Source organism: Variovorax palleresanus, assembly GCF_051144945.1.
In the GTDB taxonomy this organism is placed as follows: Bacteria; Pseudomonadota; Gammaproteobacteria; order Burkholderiales; family Burkholderiaceae_C; genus Variovorax; species Variovorax paradoxus_S.
In genome coordinates, this window is the sequence record NZ_JBJNVP010000002.1 from 3,979,145 (window position 1) to 4,001,832 (window position 22,688).

The 22,688-nt window shown below is 68.3% G+C and carries 19 protein-coding genes; 12 read left to right on the forward strand and 7 right to left on the reverse strand.

Annotated elements, in window-relative coordinates; translation table 11 throughout:
- Positions 1-60: 60 nt before the first annotated feature.
- The 5 genes from selD to ACJ7Z0_RS22505 all read left to right on the forward strand — a co-directional run bounded on the left by selD (position 61) and on the right by ACJ7Z0_RS22505 (position 3,197).
- Positions 61-1,140 (forward strand): selenide, water dikinase SelD, encoded by a 1,080-nt coding sequence (gene selD, locus ACJ7Z0_RS22485; protein ID WP_434791604.1) that lies wholly within the window; start codon positions 61-63, stop codon positions 1,138-1,140.
- A 103-nt stretch (positions 1,141-1,243) separates the two neighbouring features.
- On the forward strand, positions 1,244-1,756 hold the full coding sequence (locus ACJ7Z0_RS22490) for a hypothetical protein (RefSeq protein WP_434791605.1): 513 nt from the start codon (positions 1,244-1,246) through the stop codon (positions 1,754-1,756).
- A gap of 13 nt (positions 1,757-1,769) precedes the next feature.
- The gene (locus ACJ7Z0_RS22495) at positions 1,770-2,213 is read left to right on the forward strand and encodes a ribonuclease HI family protein (RefSeq protein WP_434791606.1); all 444 of its coding nucleotides are present in this window, start codon (positions 1,770-1,772) and stop codon (positions 2,211-2,213) included.
- Between the two features lie 113 nt (positions 2,214-2,326).
- On the forward strand, positions 2,327-2,575 hold the full coding sequence (locus ACJ7Z0_RS22500) for a DUF3297 family protein (RefSeq protein ID WP_431123796.1): 249 nt from the start codon (positions 2,327-2,329) through the stop codon (positions 2,573-2,575).
- Positions 2,576-2,675: 100 nt separating this feature from the next.
- A complete protein-coding gene (locus ACJ7Z0_RS22505; RefSeq protein WP_434791607.1) occupies positions 2,676-3,197 on the forward strand; it encodes an O-acetyl-ADP-ribose deacetylase in 522 nt (173 codons plus the stop codon).
- A gap of 22 nt (positions 3,198-3,219) precedes the next feature.
- Here the strand turns inward: ACJ7Z0_RS22505 and ACJ7Z0_RS22510 are convergent, their stop codons facing one another.
- Positions 3,220-9,240, reverse strand: coding sequence for an alpha-2-macroglobulin family protein (locus ACJ7Z0_RS22510; RefSeq protein WP_434791608.1), 6,021 nt, complete (start codon positions 9,238-9,240; stop codon positions 3,220-3,222).
- 150 nt (positions 9,241-9,390) lie between these two features.
- On the opposite strand from ACJ7Z0_RS22510, the gene opgC reads away from it, so the two are divergent.
- Positions 9,391-10,533: an OpgC domain-containing protein gene (opgC, locus tag ACJ7Z0_RS22515; RefSeq protein ID WP_434791609.1), complete on the forward strand. Its 1,143-nt coding sequence runs from the start codon at positions 9,391-9,393 to the stop codon at positions 10,531-10,533.
- Between the two features lie 6 nt (positions 10,534-10,539).
- Here opgC and ACJ7Z0_RS22520 read toward each other — a convergent pair whose 3' ends face one another.
- The 3 genes from ACJ7Z0_RS22520 to ACJ7Z0_RS22530 are packed head-to-tail and all read right to left on the reverse strand — an operon-like array spanning position 10,540 to position 12,692.
- Positions 10,540-11,310 (reverse strand): SGNH/GDSL hydrolase family protein, encoded by a 771-nt coding sequence (locus ACJ7Z0_RS22520; protein WP_434792710.1) that lies wholly within the window; start codon positions 11,308-11,310, stop codon positions 10,540-10,542.
- A 28-nt stretch (positions 11,311-11,338) separates the two neighbouring features.
- The gene (locus ACJ7Z0_RS22525) at positions 11,339-12,091 is read right to left on the reverse strand and encodes an anti-sigma factor (protein ID WP_434791610.1); all 753 of its coding nucleotides are present in this window, start codon (positions 12,089-12,091) and stop codon (positions 11,339-11,341) included.
- 25 nt (positions 12,092-12,116) lie between these two features.
- The gene (locus ACJ7Z0_RS22530) at positions 12,117-12,692 is read right to left on the reverse strand and encodes an RNA polymerase sigma factor (RefSeq protein WP_431123785.1); all 576 of its coding nucleotides are present in this window, start codon (positions 12,690-12,692) and stop codon (positions 12,117-12,119) included.
- 193 nt (positions 12,693-12,885) lie between these two features.
- Here ACJ7Z0_RS22530 and ACJ7Z0_RS22535 point away from each other — a divergent pair, with 193 nt between their 5' ends.
- The 3 genes from ACJ7Z0_RS22535 (at position 12,886) to ACJ7Z0_RS22545 (ending at position 15,385) form a co-directional block, all read left to right on the forward strand.
- Positions 12,886-13,431 (forward strand): DUF3455 domain-containing protein, encoded by a 546-nt coding sequence (locus ACJ7Z0_RS22535; RefSeq protein ID WP_434791611.1) that lies wholly within the window; start codon positions 12,886-12,888, stop codon positions 13,429-13,431.
- Positions 13,432-13,529: 98 nt separating this feature from the next.
- Positions 13,530-14,066: a hypothetical protein gene (locus tag ACJ7Z0_RS22540; protein WP_431123781.1), complete on the forward strand. Its 537-nt coding sequence runs from the start codon at positions 13,530-13,532 to the stop codon at positions 14,064-14,066.
- Positions 14,067-14,083: 17 nt separating this feature from the next.
- Positions 14,084-15,385, forward strand: coding sequence for a tetratricopeptide repeat protein (locus tag ACJ7Z0_RS22545; protein ID WP_434791612.1), 1,302 nt, complete (start codon positions 14,084-14,086; stop codon positions 15,383-15,385).
- Positions 15,386-15,398: 13 nt separating this feature from the next.
- Here the strand turns inward: ACJ7Z0_RS22545 and ACJ7Z0_RS22550 are convergent, their stop codons facing one another.
- Both ACJ7Z0_RS22550 and argH read right to left on the reverse strand, forming a co-directional pair.
- Positions 15,399-16,874 (reverse strand): rhomboid family intramembrane serine protease, encoded by a 1,476-nt coding sequence (locus tag ACJ7Z0_RS22550; protein ID WP_434791613.1) that lies wholly within the window; start codon positions 16,872-16,874, stop codon positions 15,399-15,401.
- A 12-nt stretch (positions 16,875-16,886) separates the two neighbouring features.
- Positions 16,887-18,284 carry an argininosuccinate lyase gene (gene argH, locus ACJ7Z0_RS22555; RefSeq protein WP_434791614.1) on the reverse strand — a complete coding sequence of 466 codons (1,398 nt, stop codon included), beginning with the start codon at positions 18,282-18,284 and terminating at the stop codon, positions 16,887-16,889.
- A 22-nt stretch (positions 18,285-18,306) separates the two neighbouring features.
- Between argH and ACJ7Z0_RS22560 the strand changes: the two genes are divergently transcribed.
- The 3 genes from ACJ7Z0_RS22560 to ACJ7Z0_RS22570 are packed head-to-tail and all read left to right on the forward strand — an operon-like array spanning position 18,307 to position 21,415.
- Positions 18,307-19,407 (forward strand): sensor histidine kinase, encoded by a 1,101-nt coding sequence (locus tag ACJ7Z0_RS22560; protein WP_434791615.1) that lies wholly within the window; start codon positions 18,307-18,309, stop codon positions 19,405-19,407.
- Positions 19,404-20,150 (forward strand): LytR/AlgR family response regulator transcription factor, encoded by a 747-nt coding sequence (locus ACJ7Z0_RS22565; protein WP_434791616.1) that lies wholly within the window; start codon positions 19,404-19,406, stop codon positions 20,148-20,150. Before ACJ7Z0_RS22560 ends, ACJ7Z0_RS22565 begins: the two co-directional genes overlap by 4 nt.
- The gene (locus ACJ7Z0_RS22570; protein WP_434791617.1) at positions 20,147-21,415 is read left to right on the forward strand and encodes an AI-2E family transporter; all 1,269 of its coding nucleotides are present in this window, start codon (positions 20,147-20,149) and stop codon (positions 21,413-21,415) included. Before ACJ7Z0_RS22565 ends, ACJ7Z0_RS22570 begins: the two co-directional genes overlap by 4 nt.
- A 14-nt stretch (positions 21,416-21,429) precedes the next feature.
- On the opposite strand, the gene ACJ7Z0_RS22575 is transcribed toward ACJ7Z0_RS22570, so the two are convergent.
- Positions 21,430-22,680 (reverse strand): MFS transporter, encoded by a 1,251-nt coding sequence (locus ACJ7Z0_RS22575; RefSeq protein WP_434791618.1) that lies wholly within the window; start codon positions 22,678-22,680, stop codon positions 21,430-21,432.
- Positions 22,681-22,688: the final 8 nt, after the last annotated feature.

The window sequence follows — 22,688 nt, forward strand, 5'->3', positions numbered from 1 at the left end:
CGCGGGTGCCGTTTGCGGCCCCCTTCGATAATGGACGACCGCCCCGATCCGAATTGCGCCATGACCGACACCCCGACGATTTCTCCGCTCAACCCCCTGGCGCCGCTGCGGCTCACCAGCTTCTCGCATGGCGGCGGATGCGGCTGCAAGATCGCGCCCGGCGTGCTGTCGGAAATACTGAAGAACAGCGGCGGCGGCCTGATTCCGCCGGAGCTGATGGTGGGCATCGAAACCGCCGACGACGCGGCCGTGTACCGCCTGAACGACAAGCAGGCGCTGATAGCGACAACCGACTTCTTCATGCCGATCGTCGACGACCCCTACGAGTTCGGCCGCATTGCCGCCACCAACGCCATCAGCGACGTCTACGCAATGGGCGGCAAGCCGATCATGGCGCTGGCGCTGGTTGCCATGCCCATCAACCAGCTGCCGGTGGAGGTCATCGGCGACATCGTGCGCGGCGGGCAGGACGTGTGCCGCGCGGCCGGCATTCCGATTGCGGGCGGCCACACCATCGATTCGGTCGAGCCGATCTACGGCCTCGTGGTGATGGGCCTGGTCGATCCGGCCCACGTCAAGCGCAACGCCGAGGCGCGCGCAGGCGACGTGCTGGTGCTGGGCAAGCCGCTGGGCGTGGGCGTGCTCTCGGCCGCGCTCAAGAAAGAGAAGCTGTCGCTTGCCGGCTATCGGCAGCTCATCGAGAACACCACGCGGCTCAACACGCCGGGCATTGCGCTGGCCACCATGCCCGGCGTGCACGCGCTGACCGATGTCACGGGCTTCGGGCTGGCCGGCCATGCGCTGGAACTGGCGCGCGGCGCAGGGCTCACCGCCACCATCGACTGGCCGCGCGTGCCGCTGCTCGATGGCGTGGCCGCGATGGTGGCGGACGGCTTCGTCACCGGTGCCTCGGGACGCAACTGGGCCGGGTATGGCAAGGACATCGAGCTGGCAGACGGCCTGCCCGCCACCGCGCAGGCGCTGCTGAGCGACCCGCAGACCTCGGGCGGGCTGCTCGTGAGCTGCGCGGCCGAATCGGCCGATGCGGTACTGCAGGTGTTTCGGGCCGAAGGCTTTGCGCAGGCCGCCGTCATCGGCCGGATGGAGCAAGGCCCCGCGCGGCTGCGCGTCTCGGCGTGAAAACCGCGAAGGCCACGCGGACCGGCGCGAGGCGCGACTTGGGGCCAGAATGCGGCTCAGGGAGACACGGTCGTCTTCGGCAGCCCACAACGGAGGTCGCATGATGCGCACATCGGTTCTCTTCATTCCGGCGCTCGCCGCTGCAGCGGTCGTCGCCGCCATCGGCGCGCAGGCTGCCGACGTGGTTCGCTGCACCGATGCCAGCGGAAACACCGTCTATACCGACGGCCCTTGCCCCCCAGGCAGCCGGCTCTCGCGCCAGGTACCCCTCACCGAGCCGGTGAGGGTGGTTCCGTCTGATTCTCCCGGCGAAGCGCGCCGGCCGTCGTCCACGCCCCCGCCGCGCGCGGCGCTGCCGCAGCCGCCGCCGCAGCAGCAGCAGCAGCAGGCCGGCAATGCGCCGCAGGGGCCGGCCATCATTCCGCGCAACGTCGATGAGCCGCGCCAGGTGCCCGAGCCGGCACCACCGGTCTACAGCTGGGGGCCGGAGCCCTACTACGACGGTGGCCGCCCCATCGTTCGTCCACGGCACCCCCGCCCGCAGGAAGACCCGGGCCCGCCGCCGGGCCAGCGGCCCTGCCAGAACCTCGCGGGTATCAAGCGCAACAACTGCTGAGCCGCCGGAGCCGATGCAACTTCGCCACTGGACCGTGTATTGCGACGGCAGCGCGATGCCGAACCCCGGCCGCATGGGAGCCGGTGCGGTCATCACCGAGCCCGATGGCACCCGCCACACCTTGTCGCTCGCGAGCCATGCCATTGGCTGCAACAACGAAGCCGAGCTCCGGGCGCTGACCCTCGCCCTCGAAGAACTGAAGGCAAGGGGCGCGACCTCGGTGCTGGCCTATACCGACAACAGCATCCTCGTCGAGCAGCTCGGCGCGCCCGGTGCGAGGCCGATCGCACGCATGGCCGGCCTGTTCGAGGATGCCCGCGCCTTGCTGGGTTCGTTCGAGGAGGCGCACCTCCGATGGGTGCCGCGGCACCGCAACCACGAGGCCGACGCGCTCGCGCGTGCCTCGCTGGGCTTTGCGCCCAAACCTGCCGCCAAGACCACGAAGAAGCGGCGCTAGGACAGGCCGCTGGCCGCGGCCCGCGAGAGAAGCCATATCATCCGCGTCTTCACCGCCGGCCCCGCAGCGAACGAGTCCGGGGCGGTATCGCTTTCAGGAAACCGTTTTTAGCCATGACCGAAGCCAATCCCCTTCCGCCTCTGCCCGATCACCTGTCCACGGACCCGCGCAGCCCCCATCACGTGGCCGCCGTCTTCGAGCACGACATCGGCATCCGCTTCAATGACAAGGAACGCCTCGACGTGGAGGAATACTGCATCAGCGAAGGCTGGATCAAGGTGCCCGCTGGCAAGACGGTGGACCGCAAGGGCAAGCCGCTGCTGATCAAGCTGAAGGGCCGGGTCGAGGCGTTCTATCGGTAGGAGAACCCACTGCGCGAACAGCCGGGCATCCGGCATGGATCTGGAGCTGGGAGTAACCTGCCAACCATTCCATTCGACGCAGATGACGCAGATCAAAGCCATGCAGAAAGCTCTTCGCGCCGTGCGCGGCGACATCACCAGGCTGCAGGTCGATGCCATCGTCAATGCAGCGAATTCATCGCTGCTGGGCGGGGGCGGCGTCGATGGCGCGATCCATCGCGCGGCCGGGCCCGAGCTGGTGCACGAGTGCCGCCTGCTGGCGGGTTGCAAGACCGGCGACGCCAAGCTGACGAAGGGCTATCGGCTGCCGGCCCGGTTCATCATTCACACCGTGGGGCCGGTCTGGCGCGGCGGCTCGAACGGTGAGCCGGAGCTGCTGGCGTCGTGCTATCGAAAGTCGATGGAACTCGCAGCGCAGTGCGGCGCACGGACCGTTGCGTTTCCGTCGATCAGCACGGGCATCTACGGCTACCCGATCGAACTCGCGGCACCCCTTGCGGTGGCCACGGTCCGATCGGCGCTGGCGGAGAGTGCCAGCGTGGAAGAGGTCACGTTCTGCTGCTTCTCGGACGCGGACCTTGCCGTGTACCAGGCGGCGCTTGCGGCAGCGGGATCTCCATAGAAGTGCAGATCCCCGCCGCGCCTTACTTCGTCGCCTCCACCTTCACCCGCGCATTGGGCGTCTCGCCGAACATCTCCGGCGCATACATCGCTTCGACGCGGCTCGGCGGCAGCGCGAAGTCGCCCACGTTGTTGAGGCGCACGGTGTATTCGACCTTCACAACCCCCTTGGGCAGGTACTCGTAGTAGCTGCGGAAGGCCTCGAAGCTGCGCTCTTCGAACGCCAGCCAGCCGGCGCCCGACTTTCTCTCGCCCTGCGTGGCGATCTGCGAGTCGCGGCCCAGGCCGCTGCCCAGGATGGTGGCGCCGCCCGGGATCGGGTCGCTGACCACGACCCAGGTCATGTCGGTGCTGGCGTTCACCTCGACGGTCACGCGCAGCACGTCGCCGCGGGTGTACTTGCCCGCGACGGCCTGTTCGACCGGCGTGATGGTCTTCTTGATGGCATAGCCGGCGGCAAACGGCGCCTTCAACTGCACCGCGGCAATCGACTGCATCGTGAGCCACGGCTTGCCGGTGCCCTGCTGGGTGACCAGCAGCGTGTCGCGCACCGGCGCGCCCGCGGGTGATGCGGACCAGGGCAGGAACATGGTGTTGTTCTTCAGGTTGCCCGGCGAAGCAGGCGCGCCGAAGAAGGTGGCCTGGTTCGGCGCGCCGGCCGCGTCGGTGGTCTTCACGCGCGTGACGTTGCGCCAGTCGACCTGGGCCTTCACGGCACCCAGCGTGGCGGCGGTAACGCCGGCCACCGGCGTGCTTTCGAACACCTTGGAGAACTTCTCGAGCGCGAGCCCGCCCCACAGGTTGGCGGTGGTGGTGTGCCAGGCGCCGTTCTGCTGGCGGCCGATGAAGCCGTTGGCCAGCTTGCCGATGTCGTCCTTCCAGGCCGGATCGTCCATCACGCTGAGCAGGAGGCGCGCGGTGTTGACGTCGCCGTTGGTCATGAGCCACCACCAGTAGTCGTCCTGCTCGGTGCTGAAGACGAGCTTGGTGCCCTGGTACGACAGCCGGGCCTTGAGCACGTTGTTGGCCTCGTCCAGGCGCTGCTGGCGTTGCGGCACGTCCTGCACGCGCTTCAGGATGTTGAGCCAGTCGATCACGGCGCCGGTGGGCCACTGGTTCGGCGCAATGGTGATGCTGCCGAGCATGCTGCCCTTGGCCGTGCCGTAGCGCGACAGGGCCTCCAGCGCGGCGAGCTTGCGCACGTCCAGGTCCTTGCGCGGGCTCCAGAACTCGCGCTGGATGCGGCCTTCGACAAAAGCGATGAGGCCCGACTCCATCGGCGCGCGCGCTTCGTCGGGCAGCGCAAAGGCCGGGTTCAGCGCCGCCGCCTCGTGCGTTGCCGCCAGCAGGTACGAGGTGAGGATGTCGCTGCCGCGGTTGGATTCGCCGTCGCGCGGCGGAAAGTAGCTGGCCAGGCCGTCGCTGTCCAGGTACGTCGGCAGCTGGGCCAGCACGCCCTGCCACATCTTCGCGTCGCGGAGGCCCACCGATTTGCTGGTCTTCTGTTCGAGGCAGCTGAAGGGATAGTTCGCGAACCAGTCCTGCACGCCCGGCAAACCTTCGGCGAGCTTGGGTTGCAGGGAAAGCTTCAGGCCGCCGCGGCCGGGCAGGGCGTCGGCGGGCGGCGCCACGTCGAGCGTGAAGGGGCCATCGACCTGCACCAGCGTAGCCTGCTGCACTGTGAGCGGCACCGAGGGCACGATGCGCTGGCGCACCTTGAGCGCATCGCGCGCGCCGCCGAGCGTGTCCTTGGCCTCGATCTCCCACAGGATGGCTTCGGCGCGCGTCTGCGCGAGCTGCGCGGGTGCGGTCACGGTCCATGCGACTTCGCGCGCTTCACCGGCCGGGATGTCCACGGTCTGCGTTTCGAGCGTGAGCAGCGTGGCGCGCGGCGTGGCTTCCACCTTCATGGGTTTTTGCGTGGTGTTGCGCAGCGTGATCTGGGCGCGGAACTGATCGTCCTCGCGCACCAGCGGCGGCAGGCCGCTGATGATCTGCAGGTCTTGCGTGGCCTGGATGCTGGCCTGGCCGGTGCCGAAGAGGCTGGTGCCCGAATCGGCCACGGCCACGATCTTGAAGGTGGTGAGCGCGTCGTTGAGCGGCACCGTCACCACGGCCTGGCCGTTGGCGTCGAGCACCACCTTCGGGTTCCACAAGAGGAGGGTGTCGAGCAGCTCGCGCGTCTGCCCCTTGCCGCCGCCGCCGCCCGCGGGCACGGCCTTGCGCCCGTAATGGCGCCGGCCGACGATTTCCATCTGCGCGGTAGACGTGCTCACGCCCCAGCTGCGCCGCTGCAGCATGGCGTTGAGCAGGTTCCAGCTGTCGTTGGGCATCAGCTCCAGCAAGGCCTGGTCGACCGCGGCCAAGGCCACTTCGGCACCGGCCGCGGGCTTGCCGTCGGGCAGCTTGGCGGAGATGGTGATCTGCGCCTTGCTGCGCACCGGGTAGCTGGGCTTGTCGCTGGTCACGGTCACGTCGATCTGGTGCGCGCGCGTGCCGACGCGGATCTCGGCCATGCCGAGGCGGTAGGCGGGCTTGCTCAGGTCGACCATCGCGGTGGGGGCGACGTATTCCTTGCCTTCGTACCAGAAGGCGGTCCACCACTCGCGCGGTGCCTTGAAGCCCCATGTGAAGAAGCTGTACCACGGCACTTCGCGCAGGCGGCCGCGCAGCGCGAGCACGCTCACGTAGGCGTTCGGCCCCCACTCGGGCTTGACCTGCAGGCTCACGGTCGGGTCTTTTCCGTCGAGCTGCACCACGCGGGTTTCGATGATGCCTTCGCGTTCCACCGACACCAGCGCGGTGGCAAAGCGGAACGGGCTGCGCACCTGGAACTTGGCGGTCTCGCCGGGCTGGTAGCTCTTCTTCTCGGGCAGCACGTCGATGCGGTCGTTGTCCTCGCCGCCGAACCAGAGTTCGCCCTGCTTGGTCACATACACCGAGCTGGCGGCGCGGCTGTCGCGGCCTTCGCTGTCGGTGGCGCTGGCCACCAGTTCGACCTCGCCGGGCTCCTTCAACTCGGACTCGCACAGCAGCAGGCCGCGCGCGTCGCTCTTGCCGCTGCAGACGGTGCCGATGTCCTTGGTCTCGGTCTTGTTGTCGTAGGTGTAGAAGCCGCCCACCATGCGCTTGCGGCTGGTGGTGGTGATGCGCGCCACGGCGCGCACGTTGAGCGTGACGCCGGCCTGGGGCTTGCCCGAAAGGTCGAGCGCGAGTGCCTGGTACTTGAGCTTCTGGCTGGTCGAGACCCAGCCTTCGGTCTTGATGCCCGCGATGACCGACGCGGGCCACAGCGTCTGCGTGCTGCGGATGGTCTGCACCTCGCCGTTCGGATCGGCATAGGTGGCTTCGAGCAGCAGCTCGCGCGCGGCCTTGACCTTGGGCACCTTGTCGATCGTGACCTTGCCGGCGCCGTCCTTGTTCAGCGTGAGCGGCAGCTTGTCGGCAATCACGCGGGTGTCGCTGGCGCTGTTGATGTCTTCTTCGCCGCCTGCTGTCTCAGCCGCGGCCGCTTGCGCGCCGTCGGCCTGCACGCGCGGCGGGTTGAAGCTGAAGGCGTCATGGTCGGCGAAGCTCAGGCTCTTGCCGCGCACCATGGCCGACACGCGCACCGGCAGGTTGGCGGCGCCGCCGCCGGCCACGTAGTTGATCTGCACGTCGGCCGGCACCGAGAGCACGTTCACCAGCGGCTTCTTGTCGGTCGGGGCGATGCGGCCTTCGAGCACGGGCAGGCGGAATTCCTCGACGCGGAACTGGCCGGTGGAGAAGCTCCGGTTGCGGCCGCTCTCGTCGCCTTCGCCTTCGGAGTCGCCGCTGTCGGCGTCCTTGCCCTTGCCGGTGCGCAGCATCACTTCGTACACGCCGAGCTTGGCGGCCGGCGGTATGGCAAAGGTGTTTTCCGCGCTCAGGCCGCCGGTCGGCGTCTTGCGCCAGGCCAGCGGCTGCGTGAAGCGCTGGCCGCTGCCGGTGTGGGTCACCACCAGCGTGTCGGGCCGGTTCTCGGGCAGGCCGAAGCCCTTGCTGGTCTGGGTGCGGATCAGGTGCTTCATCGACACCGTTTCGCCGGCGCGCAGCAAGGTGCGGTCGAAGATGGTGTGCGCCACGCGGTCGGGCTCGGGCTGCAGGTTGGTGGGCACGTTGAAGCGCCAGGGCTCGATGCCGCGCTGCCAGTCGCTCCAGGTGAAGGCCAGGTCCTCGACGCCCTTGTCGTCCTTGGCGCGGGCGCTGACGAACCAGGCGCCCGCGTTGTATTCGTCCGGCCCATTGCAGTTGGGCGCCTCGGGCGAGATGCCCGTGAGGTTGACGATGCCGTTCGCGTCGGTGGTGCCGGTGGCCACGGCCTTGCCGTCGCAGCCCGACACGCGCACCTCGGCACCCGCCACCACCTTGCCCTTGTCGAGCGTGGTGACCCAGGCCATCGAGTTCTCGCGGCCGAGCTTGAAGTGCACGGCCAGGTTGGTGGCCAGCGCGGTGGTGCGCACGTACATCGTGCGGCTGGCGCCGTAGCGCTCGTCGAGCAGCGCGTCGCCCAGCTTCTGCGAGGCGATCTCGAGCACGTGGAAGCCCGGCGTCAGCGGAATGCCGATGACTTCGAAGGGGCGCGGATCGCCGCTCTCGGCCTTGGGCATGTCGAGCGCCTTCACGCCCGGCTGGCCCGCGAGAAGAGAGAGCATGCGGCTCTGCACGCGGCTGCGCTCGCTGGATTCAATGACCGCGGGCAGCGTGCCCTTGACGTCCTTGCGTGCCTGGTCGCGGCTCACGGTGTACTCGTCGTAGCGGCGCACCTTGCGGAACCACGCGATGATTTCGGCGTCGGTCTTCGGGTTCATGTCGCTGACCTTGCCGGGCGTGAGCGCCTGCACCATGAGCGCGGGTTCCACGCGCCGCACGGTCACCGGCATCATGGCCGGCATGCCGGGTTCGGCGAGCCGTTCGACCACGCCGAAGGGCGAGGCCGCGAACTTGGCCAGCGGCGGCATCGCGCCGGTCGCGACCTTCAGCGGAAAAGTGCCGGGCGAGGCCAGCGCCCGGCCCGAGGCATCCTCGAACTTGGCGGGCAGTTCGATGGTGAACTTGGTGTCTTCCGGCAGCGGCGGGCTGAAGCTCGCGGAGCTGACCACGTCGTCTTCGCTGGCCGCGCCGCCGTCGTTCTCGAGCGTGGCGGCAATCGTCTTGCCGCCGCCCTTGAGCTGGATCTGCGAGGCCAGCTTGCGCGTGACCGGCGCATTGAACTGCAACTGCATCGGCCGCAGCGGCAGGCAGGCGGCCTGCGCGTTCTCGCGCTCGCAGGTGAAAGACACCGCGAACGGCTCGCGCACCTGAAAGCTCAGGCGGCGCTCCACGTTGTTGGCCACACCCGATGGCGTGGCCACGCCCTTGCCGTAGACGATCTGCACCTTGCTGCCCGGCGTCAGCGTGCGGTTGCATTGCAGCGCAATGAAGCGCAGCGGGTCCTTCGCGGCTTCCTTTTCGCGGCTGAAGGCCTTGAGCAGACCGGTGCGCTGCTCGCCGTCGAGCAGCTTGACCGGAATGCGCTCACCGATGCCGTCGGCCGCGCACCAGACGTTCTGGCGCACGCTCTCCACCGTGGCCGCGCCGTTGAGTTCGAGCACGAACATCTGCTGTTCGTCGATCCGGCCATAGCTGCCCGGCATGAAATTGCGCACGAACGGTCCGCCGCTATTGAATTGATAGCGATCCGGCCCCGTCAGCTCGCCGCCGGCGCTGGGCTTGAAGGTAGGGATGCGCGTGACGGTGCAGCGCACGCCGGGCGGCAGGTCGTTCTCGAAGTCGTAGACCCACTGCTTGGCGTCGGTCCAGCGGCCTGTGCCCTTGCCGGCTTGCGCGTCGGTGCAGCTCACCGTGAGCGGCGCGGGCGCCTTCGGGTCGCCGAAATTGACCGCGGGCTGGTCGAACTTGGCGACGATCTGGCGCACGCGCGCCACTTCGCCTTGCGGCGTCAGGCTGGTGATCTGGAGCGCATGGCCCGGCGCGGCCAAAAAGGCGCTGCCGGCCAGGAGCAACGCTGGAATATTTCTTTTCAATTTTTTCTCCACCTTGAAGCACGCGCAGCGTAGCCGATTTGCACGACGCTTCGGCTGTGCCAGTCGCCATATGCCTCGCCCCGACTTCATACAATCGGCACTGTCGTGCGTGCGCCGCGCGGACCGCCACCAAGACCTCGCCGCCGACCGATGAAACGCTACTGGGAAATAGACGCCTTGCGCGGGCTGATGCTCGTGCTGATGACCGTCACCCACCTGCCGACCCGGCTCACGGACCCGCTGGGCCAGCCCTTCGGTTTCGTCTCGGCGGCGGAAGGCTTCGTGCTGCTGTCGGCCTTCGTGGCCGGGCTGGTCTACAGCCGCATCGGCTACGTGCGCGGCGTCGACTCGATGCGCCAGGCCTTCTGGCGGCGCGTGCTCAAGGTGTATCTCTGCCAGGCGGCGATCCTGCTGTTTCTCTTCACCGTGATTGCGGCGCTGGGGCTGCACATCGACCAGCCGGCCGTGAAGAACCTGGTGTCCTACTACCTCGCGGAGCCGCGCGACGGCTTCCTGTTCGGCCTGCTGCTCATCTACGAGCCCCCGCTGCTGGACATCTTGCCGATGTACATCTTCTTCATGCTGATGAGCCCGTGGGTGCTGGCCTTTGCGATGCGGCACGGCTGGACGCTGGTGATGGGTGCCAGCGCCCTGCTGTGGACGCTGGCGCAGTTCGGCCTGAGCGAATGGATCTACGAGCTCGCGCAGCGCCACCTGGGGCTGCCGGTTCCGTTCCACGAAATGGGCGCCTTCAACACCTATGCCTGGCAGTTCCTGTGGTTTTCGGGCCTTTGCCTCGGCGCCAGCCGCAACCGGCCCGATGCGCGGCCGCTGCGCTTTCCGGCTTGGCTGTGGGCGCCGGCGCTGGCCATTGCGCTCTATGGGTTCTGGTGGCGCCACCACGGCATCAACGGCCAGGCGCCGTTCGGCGGCGACGTGGAACTGAACCTGCTGTTCGACAAGTGGCAACTGGGGCCGCTGCGCATCGTCAACCTGGTGGCGCTGGGCATCCTGGCGGTGCGCTTCGGACCGTGGTTCATGCGCAAGATCCCGCGCCTGCACTGGCTGGAGGCCATGGGCTCGGCCTCGCTGCCGGTGTTCTGCGCGCACCTGGTGGCGGTGCTGCTGGTGCTGGCGTTCTATGGCGACAGCCAGACCGCGCGCCCCTGGTGGGGCGACGGCCTGCTGCTGCTGGCGGTGTTCGTGGGCATGTACGCGGTGGCGCGCTTCACGCGCGGGGCCGACGTGCCGCCGCCGGCGGACGATATGCCTGCCGAGCCTGCGCGCGCCTGAGGCCGTTCAGGGCAGAGAAGCCGCCGGGGCGGGAATTGATGCCGGCACCGCCCCCGGCAAGCGCGCCGAGATGATCGACTGCCAGAGCCGGTAGCCCTCGTCGGTCAGGTGCAGCCGGTCGCCGCGAAACAGCTCGGGCCGCGGCCGGCCGTCGGCGCCGAGCATGGGCGTGAAGATGTCGATGAATTCGCTGTCGGGCAGCCGGTTGAGGTAGGCCGAGATCACGTTGTTGGTTTCGCGGACCAGCGGCATCAGGTGTTCGCGCGAGGGACTCGGCTTGACCGAGATGAAGCTGATGCGCGTGTTGGGCAGCTCGGCGCGCACGGCATTGGCAAAGCGCGCAAAACTTTCGAGCACCTGCAGCGGCGTGCGGCCTTCGGCCAGGTCGTTGTCGCCGGCATACACCAGCACCTGACGCGGCTTGTAGCGCACCACCAGGTCGCGCGCGAACAGGCTGCAGTCGGCCATGGTCGAACCGCCGAAGCCGCGGTTGACGATGCCGGGTACCTGGCGGAAATCCTGCGAGAGGTTCTTCCACATGCGCACGGTGGAGCTGCCCACGAACACCACGCCGCCGGGTGGTGGGAACTGTTGCTGGTCGGCCCGGGCGAAGGCAGCCAGCTCGTTGTGCCAGCGCGCCTTTGCGGCGAGGTATTCGGAGGAAGCGTCCGCGGCGGTGGCGCCGTCCGCCTCGTAAGGGAAGGCGGCCGATGCGGTCTGGGCATGCGAGGCAAGCGCTGCCGTCAATAGTGCGGCTGCGAGCAGCGCGGATTTCATCGAAGACATCGGGAAGACACGAAGCAGATCAGATGGTTTTCTCAATCAGGGCGCCCTTGAATACGATGGGGCCCTTCGGACCACTGCCGGGTGGCACGCCGCCCTTGGCTTCCAAGGTAACGGCCAGGGCCGGCACGGCGTGGACTTCGGATTCTGACGCAGGCAGCCGCAGCGCCGGCGCGTGGTCGAGCACGCCGAGCGAGCGCGGCGTGCCGCCCGGCGGCAGGGCCCAGAGCTGCAGCGACTTGTCGGCGCCTTCGTCGTAGCTGCCCACGCGCTGCAGCACCAGCTGCCGCTTCCTGGGATCGAAGGTCACGAGCATCGAGGCGGTGGCCTTGTCGTCGGACAGCACCGCCACGTACTGGACGGCCGGCGCGTTCTGCAACTGGTCGCGCAGGTTCAGACCGACCCCCACTGCCATGACGGTGGCAAGCGCACCGGCCGCCGCGGCGCCGCGCCAGAGTGCGAGGCTGCGCAGCCAGCCGCCCTCTGCCGGAGAAGCGTTGGGGGCCGCACCGCGCTGCCGCTCGATGGCGTGCTGCGCCTGCTCGGCATCGATCATGTTGCGGATGCGGGTCCACACGGCCGCGTCGGGGACGACCGGGCTTTGCAGCTCGGTCATGCTCGCGAGCCGGCTCTGCCACACCAGCGCCGCGGCGCGCACGGGCGCCTGTTCGCGCGCCAGGGTCTCGAAACGCCTGCGGGCGCCGCCGCGCAACGTGCCGAGCGCATGGCTCGCGGCTAACAGGTCGAGCAGTTCGGGGTGGGCGAGAAGGTTCATGGAAAGCTTGTCGTCGGCGTCGCGGCTAGGCGAAGCGCCCCATGCAGAGGCGCAGTTTTTCGAGCCCGCGCCGGATCCAGGTCTTGACCGTGCCGAGCGGCAGCTTGAGCTGCTCGGCCAGTTCGCCGTGGCTCAGCTCGCGCAGGTAGGCCAGGCTCACGACCTCGCGCTGGCGGGCCTCGAGCTGGCTCAGGCACTGGTGCAGCGCCCAGGCCTGCTCGCTGGCGTCGGCCGTGTCGGCGGGGTTGGGCGCGTCGGACTCGAGGGTCTCGGCCATCAGCTCGTCGAACTCCTGGGTGAGCTGGGCGCGGTCGGCGGTGCGGCGGCGCAGCAGGTCGAGCGAGCGGCTGCGCACGATCAGCCCCAGCCAGGCGAGCGGCGGGCTCAGCGTGCCGCGGTAGTCGCCGGCCACGCGCCAGACCGTCATGAACGATTCCTGCAGCACGTCCTCGGCCCACTCGCGCTGCCGCACGACCCGCATCGCCAGGCCCATGAGCCTGGGCGCCGTCTGGTCGTAGAGCTGGCGCAGGGCGGCCTCGTCGCGGCGGCCGATGCGATCGATCAGCGCGATCAGTTCGGCATCGGGGCTGGGTGCTGTCATGCGCGGATTGTGGGGCATTGGCCTGCATGGAAAAGATACGGCGGGGCGGCCCGGGCAGATTCACTTCGGCGGCCGTGAATCCATTTGGCCGCGGCCTCCGTACAGGCCTGCGAGGCCGTCGAAACGCACGACACCAAGCACGGGCTCGCTGTCCATTCACCCGCCATCGATACGAAAGAAAAAGGAACCGACCATGACCATCCGCATCCTGACCGCGCTCGCCACCGCCGCCGGCCTTGCCGCCTGTTCCGGCATGGGCGCCAAGCCCCCGATGTATTCCCAGGCCGGCCTGCCGGATGCCGTGAAGGTGCCGGCCGGCCATGCGGTGGCCATGGAGACCGTGGGCGCCGGCGACATCACCTACGAATGCCGGGCCAAGGCCGGCATGCCCGGCCAGCACGAATGGGTCTTCGTCGGCCCCGACGCCAGGCTGATGGACCGCAGCGGCAAGCAGGTGGGCAGGTACTACGGCCCGCCAGCCACCTGGGAGAGCATGGACGGCTCCAAGGTCACGGCCACGCAGGTGGCGGTGGCGCCCAACGGCAGCGGCAACATCCCGCACCAGCTGGTGAAGGCGAATCCGGCGATGGGCACGGGCGCCATGCAGGGCGTGAGCTACATCCAGCGCGTGTCGACGCAAGGCGGCGTGGCCCCGGCCGCGGCCTGCGACGCCTCGGCCATGGGCCGCAAGCAGGTTGTGAAGTACCAGGCCGACTACATCTTCTACCGCGCCATCTGAGCGTCTTCGGGCCCCGCTTTCCGTCACCCGGAAAACATTTGGCAACGTATACTGCCTCGCAAAATCGGAGCGGGGCGCACCACGGTGCGGGGCAGGGAATGAAACAAATAGCGATCGTTGTCGCGCTCTGCGTGGGCGCGTGGTACTTTTTCATCGGCGGGCGCAAGCTCGACGATGCCATGGTGCGCCAGTACTACGAGAAAGAGGCGCACGCCATCTATTCGCGCGACGCGGAGAAGCTGTGCAAGCAGCTCAGCAAGAAGGTCGTCCTCCAGAGCAAGACGGTCATGATGGGCCGCACGCAGGAGACCACCAGCGACCGCGAACAGGCCTGCGAGTCCTTGCGCAAGACCTTCAAGATGTTCGAGATGGTGGGCGAGGGGATGGGCGGCATTCTCACCATCGAGTACGAGTACCACATCGACAGCGTCGAGATCGCGAGCGACCGCAAGAGCGCCACTGTCGCCGGCACCAGCGTGCTGAAGATGGGCGAGGCCGCGATGCAGTTCAAGAGCAGCTTCACGCAGCGTCTGGAGCGCGAGATGGGCCAGATGCGGCTCGTGCGCGGCGACGACGTGACGGTGGTGCGCCTGGGCGGGCGCGGCGCCATGAGCCAGAGCGACTTCTTCAAGTAACGGCAGGCGCCGCCATCATGCTCGCCAACGATTCGCTGCCGCCCCCGCCGCCTTTCTGGCATCGCCTCAACAGCTTCTTCGCGTTTCCGTTCCAGCTGCGGCCGTTGATGTATGGCCTCGGGCTCGCGTTCTGCAGCCTGCTGTTCGAGGCGCTTCCCTTCGTCCACCCGGGGCTGTCGCTGCTGCTGATCGAGCTGGGCATCGTGCTCGCGGCCAGCCGCTATGGTTTCAAGGTGACCGCGCTCGGTTCGCGCGGCATCTGGCGCTCGGCCGATTTTCCGCGCGAGCTCAACGAGGACTGGGTCAACCTGCCGTGGAAGCTGTTCGCCATCTCGGTGGTGCAGGGCGCGCTGATCGGCTGGCTGGCATGGTTCGAGCCGGTGCTCGGCACCGTGGCGCTGTTCGTGGTGTCGTTCACCTTTCCGGCCGCGGTGATCGTGCTGGTGCAGTCGGGCAGCTTCTTCCAGGCCATGAACCCCGGCCACGTGATGGATGCGATGCGCATCATCGGCTGGCCCTATGCGCTGCTGTGCTTCTTCCTGTTCCTGCTGAGCACGGGGGCGCAGATCGCCATCGGCGTGCTGCTGCCGATGATCGATGGGGTCATCGTGCTGCCGATCGCCAATTTCGCATTCATCTATTTCGGCTGGGTGATGGCGAGCCTGCTGGGCTACGTGATGTACCAGCACCACGACGCCTTCGGCATCGACCTGTTGCCCGGCGGCGGCGTGGACGACGGCGCGCCGGCGGATCGCCGCACGCCCGAGCAGATTGCCGCGCAGCGTACCGATGCCGAAGTGGCGCAGCTGGTCACCGAGGGCGACCTGGCCGGCGCGCTGGGCGTGGCCTACGAGGCGCAGCGCGTGGCATCGCCCGACGACTTGGCGGCGCAGCGGCGCTATCACCGGGTGCTGCTGGTCTCGCCCGACAAGGCGGCCACCTTGCTCGACCATGGACACCGCTACATACCGCTGCTGCTGCGGCGCGACCTGGCGTCCGAGGCGCTCAAGGTCTTCAGGGCCTGCCGCAAAAAGGACAAGGCTTTTGCGATCGACGACGCACCCACGGTGATGTTGCTGGCCAAGGCCGAGTGGCGCAATGGCGATGCGCATGCCGCGCTGGCGCTGCTGTCGGGTTTCGACCGGCGGTTTCGCGGGCATGCGGCCATTCCGCAAGCCTATGAGCTGGCAGCGCGGGTGCTGGTGCAGGGGCTGGGCCGCACCGACATGGCGCAGCCCATTCTCACGACGCTCGAATCGCGCTTTCCGGACAGCGAGCAGACGCAGGAAGTGCGCTGGCTGCTGCGGCCGACTGCCTAGGTTGCCCGGCTGATCAAGCGCGCTCGAGGGCGCGCGTCACCATGTCGTTGGGCGCGATCCGCAGCAGGTGCGGCAGCCAGCCGACGGCCATGTCGCGCTCGCCGGCATGCAGCAGGCCATTGGCGCAGACCGACAGCGTGTCGGCCAGCTCGGGATGGTCGGGCGCGGTCTTCAGCAGCACGCGGCACAGCTTGTCGGCATCCTGGAACTGGCGCACGCGCGTGAAGCGGCGCGCGAGCCGGGCCATGTCGTCGGGCTTGAGCCGGGCGCCCGGCTTGGCCTGGTCGAGGTAGGTGGTGTAGCTGGCGTGTTGCAGGGCCAGCGTGTCCGGATCGGTGGCCGGCAGGCGGAAGATGCGGCGCGCGGCCTGGTGAAAATCTTCGCCCCCGGGCTGCAGCCGCGCGGTGTTGAACCAGGCGCGCAGCGTGTCGGTGTCGCCGGGGCGCAATGCGGCGGCGGCACGCCATTCGGCCGTGGCGGCCTCGAACTTCATGGCGGCGCCCATCCGGCGCGCCGCGGCCACGTGGCGATCGAAATCGCCGTTGTCGGCCGATTGTTCGGAGGCCACCGTCTCCGGCGTCTTCACCCGGCCCAGCGCCGTGGCGCAGGCCATCAGCGTGGCGCCCGCCAGAAGGCCGCCCAGGTGCGCCATGTAGGCAATGCCCTGGCCGCCCACCAGATGCTGGAGTAGCTCGTTGGCAATCCAGGCCGGAAGCAGCAGCAGGGCCGGCGCGGTGACGTAGTTGAAATAGAAGAAGAGCTGGTAGAAGAACCGGATGCGCCGCAGCCGGTACATCACCGCGTACATGCCCATCAGCGCCGACACCGCGCCCGAGGCGCCGAGGCCGTAGCTGCCCTTGCCCGCATAGGCCCAGTCGGCCAGCATCGAGGCGCCCACCGCGCCCAGGATGTAGAAGGTCAAGTAGGTGCCGCGGCCCAGCGCCAGCTCGACCGAGAACCCGAACAGGAAGAGGAACAGCATGTTGCCCAGCAGGTGCCCGGTGCTGCCATGCAGGAAGGCCGCGGTAATCCAGGTCCAGGGCTTGAATTCGGCGTCCTTGGTGTAGTCCTGCGCCCAGCGTTCGGTAAACGGCGCGGGCCGCATCGATTCGTACTGCTGGCGGTCGCGCTTCCACTCGGCGTAGCGCGGATTGGCGGGCGTGACGACGGCGTCGGCCCGCAGTTTCTGCAGGAACACCGTCTCGTGCTGCATGCCGTCGAGCAGCAGCCCTGTTTCCTCATGCGCCAGCAGGCGCCGGGCGGCCTTGGCGCGGGGCGAGCGCGTTTCTTCGAGCCAGGCCACGAAGGGCGGCAGTTCCAGCTCGGGCAGCACGCTGTGCGCGTAGTAGTGGGCCGCGCGTTCGTCGGCCTTTTCTTCGCTGCGCTGCGGGCCCCAGAACACGATCATGTTCACGAGGATCAGCAGCACCGTCATCCACGGTGGATTGCGCCAGCTCGGTTTGTTCTCGAGCGGAATGGCGTAGAACAAGTGGGCTTTCGCTCAGGCGAGGCGTGCGCGATGGCGCGCGATCTGCGCCTTCACTTGCGCCGGCGCGGTGCCACCCAAAATGTTGCGCGCATTGAGCGAGCCGCGCAGGCTCAGCACGTCGTACACGTCCTTTTCGATCTTCGGATTGAACTGCTGCAGCACGGCCAGCGGCAGTTCCGCGAGGTCGACCTGGTGCGAGGTGGCGGCTTTCACCGCATGGGCCACGGTTTCGTGCGCGTCGCGGAAGGGCAGGCCCTTCTTCACGAGGTAGTCGGCCAGGTCGGTGGCGGTGGCGTAGCCGCGCAGGGCGGCGGCTTCCATGGCCTCGGGCTTCACGGTGATGCCGCCGATCATCTCGGCGAAGATGCGCAGCGTGTCTTTCAGCGTGTCGACGGTGTCGAACAGCGGCTCCTTGTCTTCCTGGTTGTCCTTGTTGTAGGCCAGCGGCTGGCCCTTCATGAGGGTGATGAGCGCCATCAGGTGGCCGACCACGCGGCCGGTCTTGCCGCGCGCGAGTTCGGGTACGTCGGGGTTCTTCTTCTGCGGCATGATCGAAGAGCCGGTCGTGAAGCGGTCGGCGATCTGGATGAAGCCGAAGTTCTGGCTCATCCACAGAATGAGTTCTTCACTCATGCGGCTGATGTGCACCATGCACAGGCTGGCGGCGGCGGTGAACTCGATGGCAAAGTCGCGGTCGCTCACGGCGTCCAGGCTGTTCTGGCACACGCCGTCCATCTTCAGCGTTTTGGCGACCAGTTCGCGGTCGAGCGGATAGCTGGTGCCGGCCAGCGCGGCGGCGCCCAGCGGCAGGCGGTTGACGCGCTTGCGCACGTCCTGCAGGCGTTCGGCGTCGCGGCTGAACATTTCCACGTAGGCCAGCATGTGGTGGCCAAAGCTCACCGGCTGCGCCACCTGCAGGTGCGTGAAGCCGGGCAGGATGACCTCGACGTTCTTCTCGGCGATGTCCACCAGCGACACCTGCAGCGCGACGAGCAGTTCGGCAATCAGGTCGATTTCGCCGCGCAGCCACAGGCGCACGTCGGTGGCGACCTGGTCGTTGCGGCTGCGGCCGGTATGCAGGCGCTTGCCGGCGTCGCCCACGAGCTGGGTCAGCCGGGCCTCGATGTTCAGGTGCACGTCTTCCAGGTCGAGTTTCCACTCGAAGGCGCCCGATTCGATTTCGCTGCGAATCTGCGCCATCCCACGCTCGATCTCGGCGTGGTCCTGCGTGGCGATGATGCCCTGGGCGGCCAGCATGCCGGCATGCGCCAGAGAACCCTCGATGTCGGCCTGCCACAGACGCTTGTCGAAGAACACGCTCGCGGTATAGCGCTTCACGAGGTCGCTCATGGGTTCGGAGAACAGGGCCGACCAGGCTTCGGATTTCTTGTCGAGTTGGTTTTGAGTCATGGGAGCCGTTCGAGAGGCAATAATGGGTTGGTTACCCAATGTATCTGTGATGCGCAAGCCGTCGATTTTATCGGCCACCTCCACCCCCACGCCTGCGGCCCCGCCGGAAAGAGGGCGTTTGCCTGCGCGCGGCAGCGCCGGGCTGTTCGACGCCTGCCAGATCGGGGTGGTTTTGCGCACCGTGCTCTTCGTGGAAGCGCTGGTCGCGACCGCCACGCTCTTCGTGTCGTCCTCCCCCACGGGATGGCTGGTGCAGACCGCCACCGTCACGGGCGGCGCCCTGCCTGCCACCTTGTTGTGGCTGGTGGCCACCTGCGGGCTCAAGAAGCCGCTCGGGCGCCTGCCGCGGCAGGCGCAGTACGCGGCCGGTGCCGCGCTGGGTGCCCTGTCCTCGCTCTACGGCTGCGGCCTGCTGCGGCTCACCGGCGTTCTTGGCACGGCGCCGTGGCTTGCCAGCGCCGTGGCGGGCGCCTTCATTTCGGGCCTGGTCATGGCCGCGATGGTGCTGCGGGCGCGCGGCCAGACGCCGGCCGCCATGACGGCCCGGCTGGAGGAACTGCAGTCGCGCATCCAGCCGCACTTTCTGTTCAACACGCTCAACAGCGCCATTGCCCTGGTGCGCGAGGAGCCCGCCAAGGCCGAGACCATGCTGGAAGACCTGGCCGAGCTGTTTCGCCAGGCGCTGGCCGACCCGGGCGAATCCGGCACGCTGGCCGACGAAATCGCGCTGGCCGAGCGTTACCTGGCCATCGAGCAGGTGCGATTCGGCGACCGCCTGCGCATCCGCTGGGACCTCGATGCCGCCGCCAGCAACGCCCGGCTGCCGCCGCTGCTGCTGCAGCCGCTGGTGGAAAACGCCATCAAGCACGGCGTGGAGCCCAGCCCCGAAGGCGCCAGGCTGCGCATCCGTACCGAGCGCCGCGGCAGCGTGGTGGTGATCGAAGTGGTCAACAGCCTGCCGCCCCTGCGCTGGGCCGACGAGCCCCTGCCGCGTGGCCATGGCATTGCGCTGGCCAACGTGCGCGACCGCCTGCGGCTGCTGCACGACATGCAGATGCAGTTCAGCGCCGGCATGGACCAGAAGAACTATCGCGTACGCATTGCCATTCCCGCCGAACCATGACTCTCAAGACCCTGATCGTCGACGACGAAGCCCTGGCCCGCTCGCGACTGCGAACCCTGTTGCGCGACTGCCGATCGCCCGCCGCCGAAGTGGTGGCCGAGGCCGCGCAGGGCGCCGAGGCACTGCAGCACCTGGAGAGCATGGCGCTCGACCTGGTGCTGCTCGACGTGCACATGCCCGGCGTCGACGGCATCGAGGTGGCGCGCGCCCTGCGCAGCCAGGCCGATGCGCCGGCCGTGGTGTTCGTGACCGCCCATGCGGCCCATGCGGTGACCGCCTTCGACCTGGACGCGGTCGACTACCTCACCAAGCCGGTGCGGGCCGAGCGCCTGCAGCAGGCGCTGCAGAAGGCCGAGCGTTTTCTCAAGGAGCGGCGCGCGCTGCAGGCGAACGCCCTGCAGGAAAGCGTGCTCATCCAGGACCGCGGCCGCGCCGAGCGGGTGCCGCTGTCCGAAGTGCTCTACCTGAAATCGGAGTACAAGTACCTCACGGTACGCACCGCCTCGCGCAGCCACATCCTGGACGGTTCGCTGAATGAATTCGAGGAGCGGTATCCGGGACGCTTTTTGCGGGTGCACCGCAATGCGCTGGTAGCACGCTCGGCCATCCGCGCGCTCGAGAAATACGACGACGGGGAAGACGCCGAAGGCTGGGCCCTGCGGCTCGACGCGATCCCCGAACCCGTCGCGGTGTCGCGGCGGCAACTGGCTGCAGTGCGCGAAGTGCTGAAGGAACCGCGATGAGCGACGACAAGAAAACGGCCGGCCAGGATGCGGCGGTGCAAGAGGAGCCGCAAGTCGTGGAGCCCCCGCCGGAACTGCCCCCCGCACCCGTGCCCGAGCCGCTGCGGGAAGCCACGGAACCGGAACCGGAAACAAAGCCCGAACCGGAACCCGAGCCCGACCGCGTGCTGCTGCACATGCCGGTCGACGTGCGCAGCGCATCGCTGGTGGTGCTCGCCGTGCTGGCCAGCGTCTTTGCCTTGCAATGGGCGTCGGCGGTTTTCATTCCGCTGATGCTGAGCCTCCTGATGAGCTACGCGCTGTCGCCGCTGGTCGACGTGCTCGAGCGCTGGAGGGTGCCGCGCTGGATCGGTGCGGCGGTGATCCTGCTGAGCCTGGGTGGCGGCCTGGGCTGGACCGGCTATTCGCTGTCGGGCAGCGCCTCCGAGCTTCTCGATGCCTTGCCGGTGGCGGCGCAGAAGCTGCGCCAGGCCACGCGCAGCGACAAGAACGCCGCCGCCACGCCGCTGGACAGCGTGCAGCAGGCCGCCGCGCAACTCGAACGCGCGGCCGAGGAAAACTCGGCCCGCGTCGCGGCGCGCAAAGGCGTGGCGCGCGTCATCATCGAGCGGCCGCCGTTCAACGTGCGCGAGTACCTGTGGAGCGGCACCGTGGGGCTGCTCGCCGCCGTGGGGCAGCTCACCCTGGTGGCCTTTCTCACCTTCTTCGCGCTGTGCTCGGGCAACACGTTCCGGCGCAAGCTGATCAAGATCACCGGCCCGAGCCTGGAGAAGAAAAAGATCACCGTGCACGTGCTGGACGACATCACGCAAAACATCGAGCGCTATCTGCTGGTGCAGATCCTGACCAGCATACTTGTGGGCGTTGCCACGGGGCTGGCGTTCTGGTCCCTCGGCCTGGACAACGCGGCCGTCTGGGGCATCGTGGCGGCGGTGACCAATCTCATGCCGTACATCGGCTCGGTGATCGTCATGTCCGCGGCGGGGCTGGTGGCCTTCGTGCAATTCAACACCATCGAAATGGGCCTGCTGGTGGCCGGCACCTCGCTGGTCATCCACACCCTCGTCGGCAACCTGCTGGTGCCCTGGCTCACCAGCCGCACCAGCCGCATGAACCCCGTGGCCGTGTTCGTCGGCGTGATCTTCTGGGGCTGGCTGTGGGGCGTCTGGGGGCTGCTGCTCGGCATTCCCATCACCATGGTGATCAAGTCGATCTGCGACCGGGTCGAAGACCTGCAGCCGATCGGCGAGTTGCTGGGGGAGTAGCCGAGGCGGGCGCCTTACTCGGCCGACGAAGCAGCCAGTGCCGCCGCGCCACCGCGTGCGCGGCCCAGCGTGCCGACGATGAGCGCGGCAATCAGCACCAGCACGCCGCTGAGCACCATCGCGCTCGAGATGCCGTAGTTGTCGACCGTGACGCCGCCGATCAGTGCGCCGGAAGCAATCGCCACCTGGAAGCCGCTCACGAGCAGGGCCTGGCCGGCTTCGGGTGCATCGGGCACGGCTTCCATCATCCAGCCCGTGAGCGCCACAGGGATCAGGCCAAAGGCCACGCCCCAGATGAAGACCACGACCGCGCCGGCCACGAAGCCGCTGCCGATCACCGTGGACAGCAAGAGCGCGGTCGCGAGCATCAGCGCCGCCAGCAGGGTGGTGCCGCGCACGCTGCGCGCCACCAGGCTGCCGCCGATGAAGGTGCCGATGAATCCCACCGCGCCGTAGACCAGCAGCAGCGTGGAGACCGAGTTCGGCGCCAGCCCGAATACCTGCTGCAGCAGCGGCTTCAGGTAGGTGTAGGCCGCGAAGTGGCCGGCAATGAAGAACAGCACCGCGAGCAGGCCGACCTGGGCCATGCGCCGCGTCAACGGCGTGAGCAGGTCGCGCGCACCGATGGCGCGCACCGGCGGTATCGCAGGCAGCAGCCACAGCTGCACCACCAGCACCAGCGCCGCGAGCGCGCCCGTCACCGCGAAGGAAGCGCGCCAGCCGAACAGCGTGCCGAGGAACGAGCCCGCGGGTACGCCGAGCACCGTGGCGGCGGACACGCCCGCCAGCACCAGCGACATGGCCCGCGCTTTGGAGGCGTCCGGCACCAGCTGCGTGGCCGCGGCCGGCGCAAAGGTCCAGAAGCCGCCGACGCACAGGCCGAGCATCAGCCGCGCGACCAGCATGGTGGCAAAGTTGGGCGCAAAGGCGGCGAGCAGGTTCGAGGCGATCAGAAGCGTGGTGAGCGCGATCAGCACGGTGCGCCGGTCGAGGCGGCCCGACGCGACGATCAGCGCCGGCCCGGCGAAGGCGGCCAGCACGCCGGGCATGGTGATCATCAGGCCGGCCGTGCCGTCGGACACGTGGAGGCCGCGGGCGATGTCGGTCAGAAGGCCGATGGGCATGAACTCGGTCGACACCATCGCGAAGGTGCCCACGGCAATCGAGCCGACGGCCAACCAGTCGGAACGGGTGGAGCGGGCGACCTTGGCCGGCTCGTGCACGAGATCGTCGACGCAGGGGTTGCTGCTGGGTGAATTCATCATGGGAAGGA

Bases quoted from the DNA above. Each gene is read 5' to 3' on its own strand.
- selD (WP_434791604.1), top strand. From the start codon at position 61: ATGACCGACACCCCGACGATTTCTCCGCTCAACCCCCTGGCGCCGCTG.
- ACJ7Z0_RS22490 (WP_434791605.1), top strand. From the start codon at position 1,244: ATGCGCACATCGGTTCTCTTCATTCCGGCGCTCGCCGCTGCAGCGGTC.
- ACJ7Z0_RS22495 (WP_434791606.1), top strand. From the start codon at position 1,770: ATGCAACTTCGCCACTGGACCGTGTATTGCGACGGCAGCGCGATGCCG.
- ACJ7Z0_RS22500 (WP_431123796.1), top strand. From the start codon at position 2,327: ATGACCGAAGCCAATCCCCTTCCGCCTCTGCCCGATCACCTGTCCACG.
- ACJ7Z0_RS22505 (WP_434791607.1), top strand. From the start codon at position 2,676: ATGCAGAAAGCTCTTCGCGCCGTGCGCGGCGACATCACCAGGCTGCAG.
- opgC (WP_434791609.1), top strand. From the start codon at position 9,391: ATGAAACGCTACTGGGAAATAGACGCCTTGCGCGGGCTGATGCTCGTG.
- ACJ7Z0_RS22520 (WP_434792710.1), bottom strand. From the start codon at position 11,310: ATGAAATCCGCGCTGCTCGCAGCCGCACTATTGACGGCAGCGCTTGCC.
- ACJ7Z0_RS22525 (WP_434791610.1), bottom strand. From the start codon at position 12,091: ATGAACCTTCTCGCCCACCCCGAACTGCTCGACCTGTTAGCCGCGAGC.
- ACJ7Z0_RS22530 (WP_431123785.1), bottom strand. From the start codon at position 12,692: ATGACAGCACCCAGCCCCGATGCCGAACTGATCGCGCTGATCGATCGC.
- ACJ7Z0_RS22535 (WP_434791611.1), top strand. From the start codon at position 12,886: ATGACCATCCGCATCCTGACCGCGCTCGCCACCGCCGCCGGCCTTGCC.
- ACJ7Z0_RS22540 (WP_431123781.1), top strand. From the start codon at position 13,530: ATGAAACAAATAGCGATCGTTGTCGCGCTCTGCGTGGGCGCGTGGTAC.
- ACJ7Z0_RS22545 (WP_434791612.1), top strand. From the start codon at position 14,084: ATGCTCGCCAACGATTCGCTGCCGCCCCCGCCGCCTTTCTGGCATCGC.
- argH (WP_434791614.1), bottom strand. From the start codon at position 18,284: ATGACTCAAAACCAACTCGACAAGAAATCCGAAGCCTGGTCGGCCCTG.
- ACJ7Z0_RS22560 (WP_434791615.1), top strand. From the start codon at position 18,307: ATGGGTTGGTTACCCAATGTATCTGTGATGCGCAAGCCGTCGATTTTA.
- ACJ7Z0_RS22565 (WP_434791616.1), top strand. From the start codon at position 19,404: ATGACTCTCAAGACCCTGATCGTCGACGACGAAGCCCTGGCCCGCTCG.
- ACJ7Z0_RS22570 (WP_434791617.1), top strand. From the start codon at position 20,147: ATGAGCGACGACAAGAAAACGGCCGGCCAGGATGCGGCGGTGCAAGAG.
- ACJ7Z0_RS22575 (WP_434791618.1), bottom strand. From the start codon at position 22,680: ATGATGAATTCACCCAGCAGCAACCCCTGCGTCGACGATCTCGTGCAC.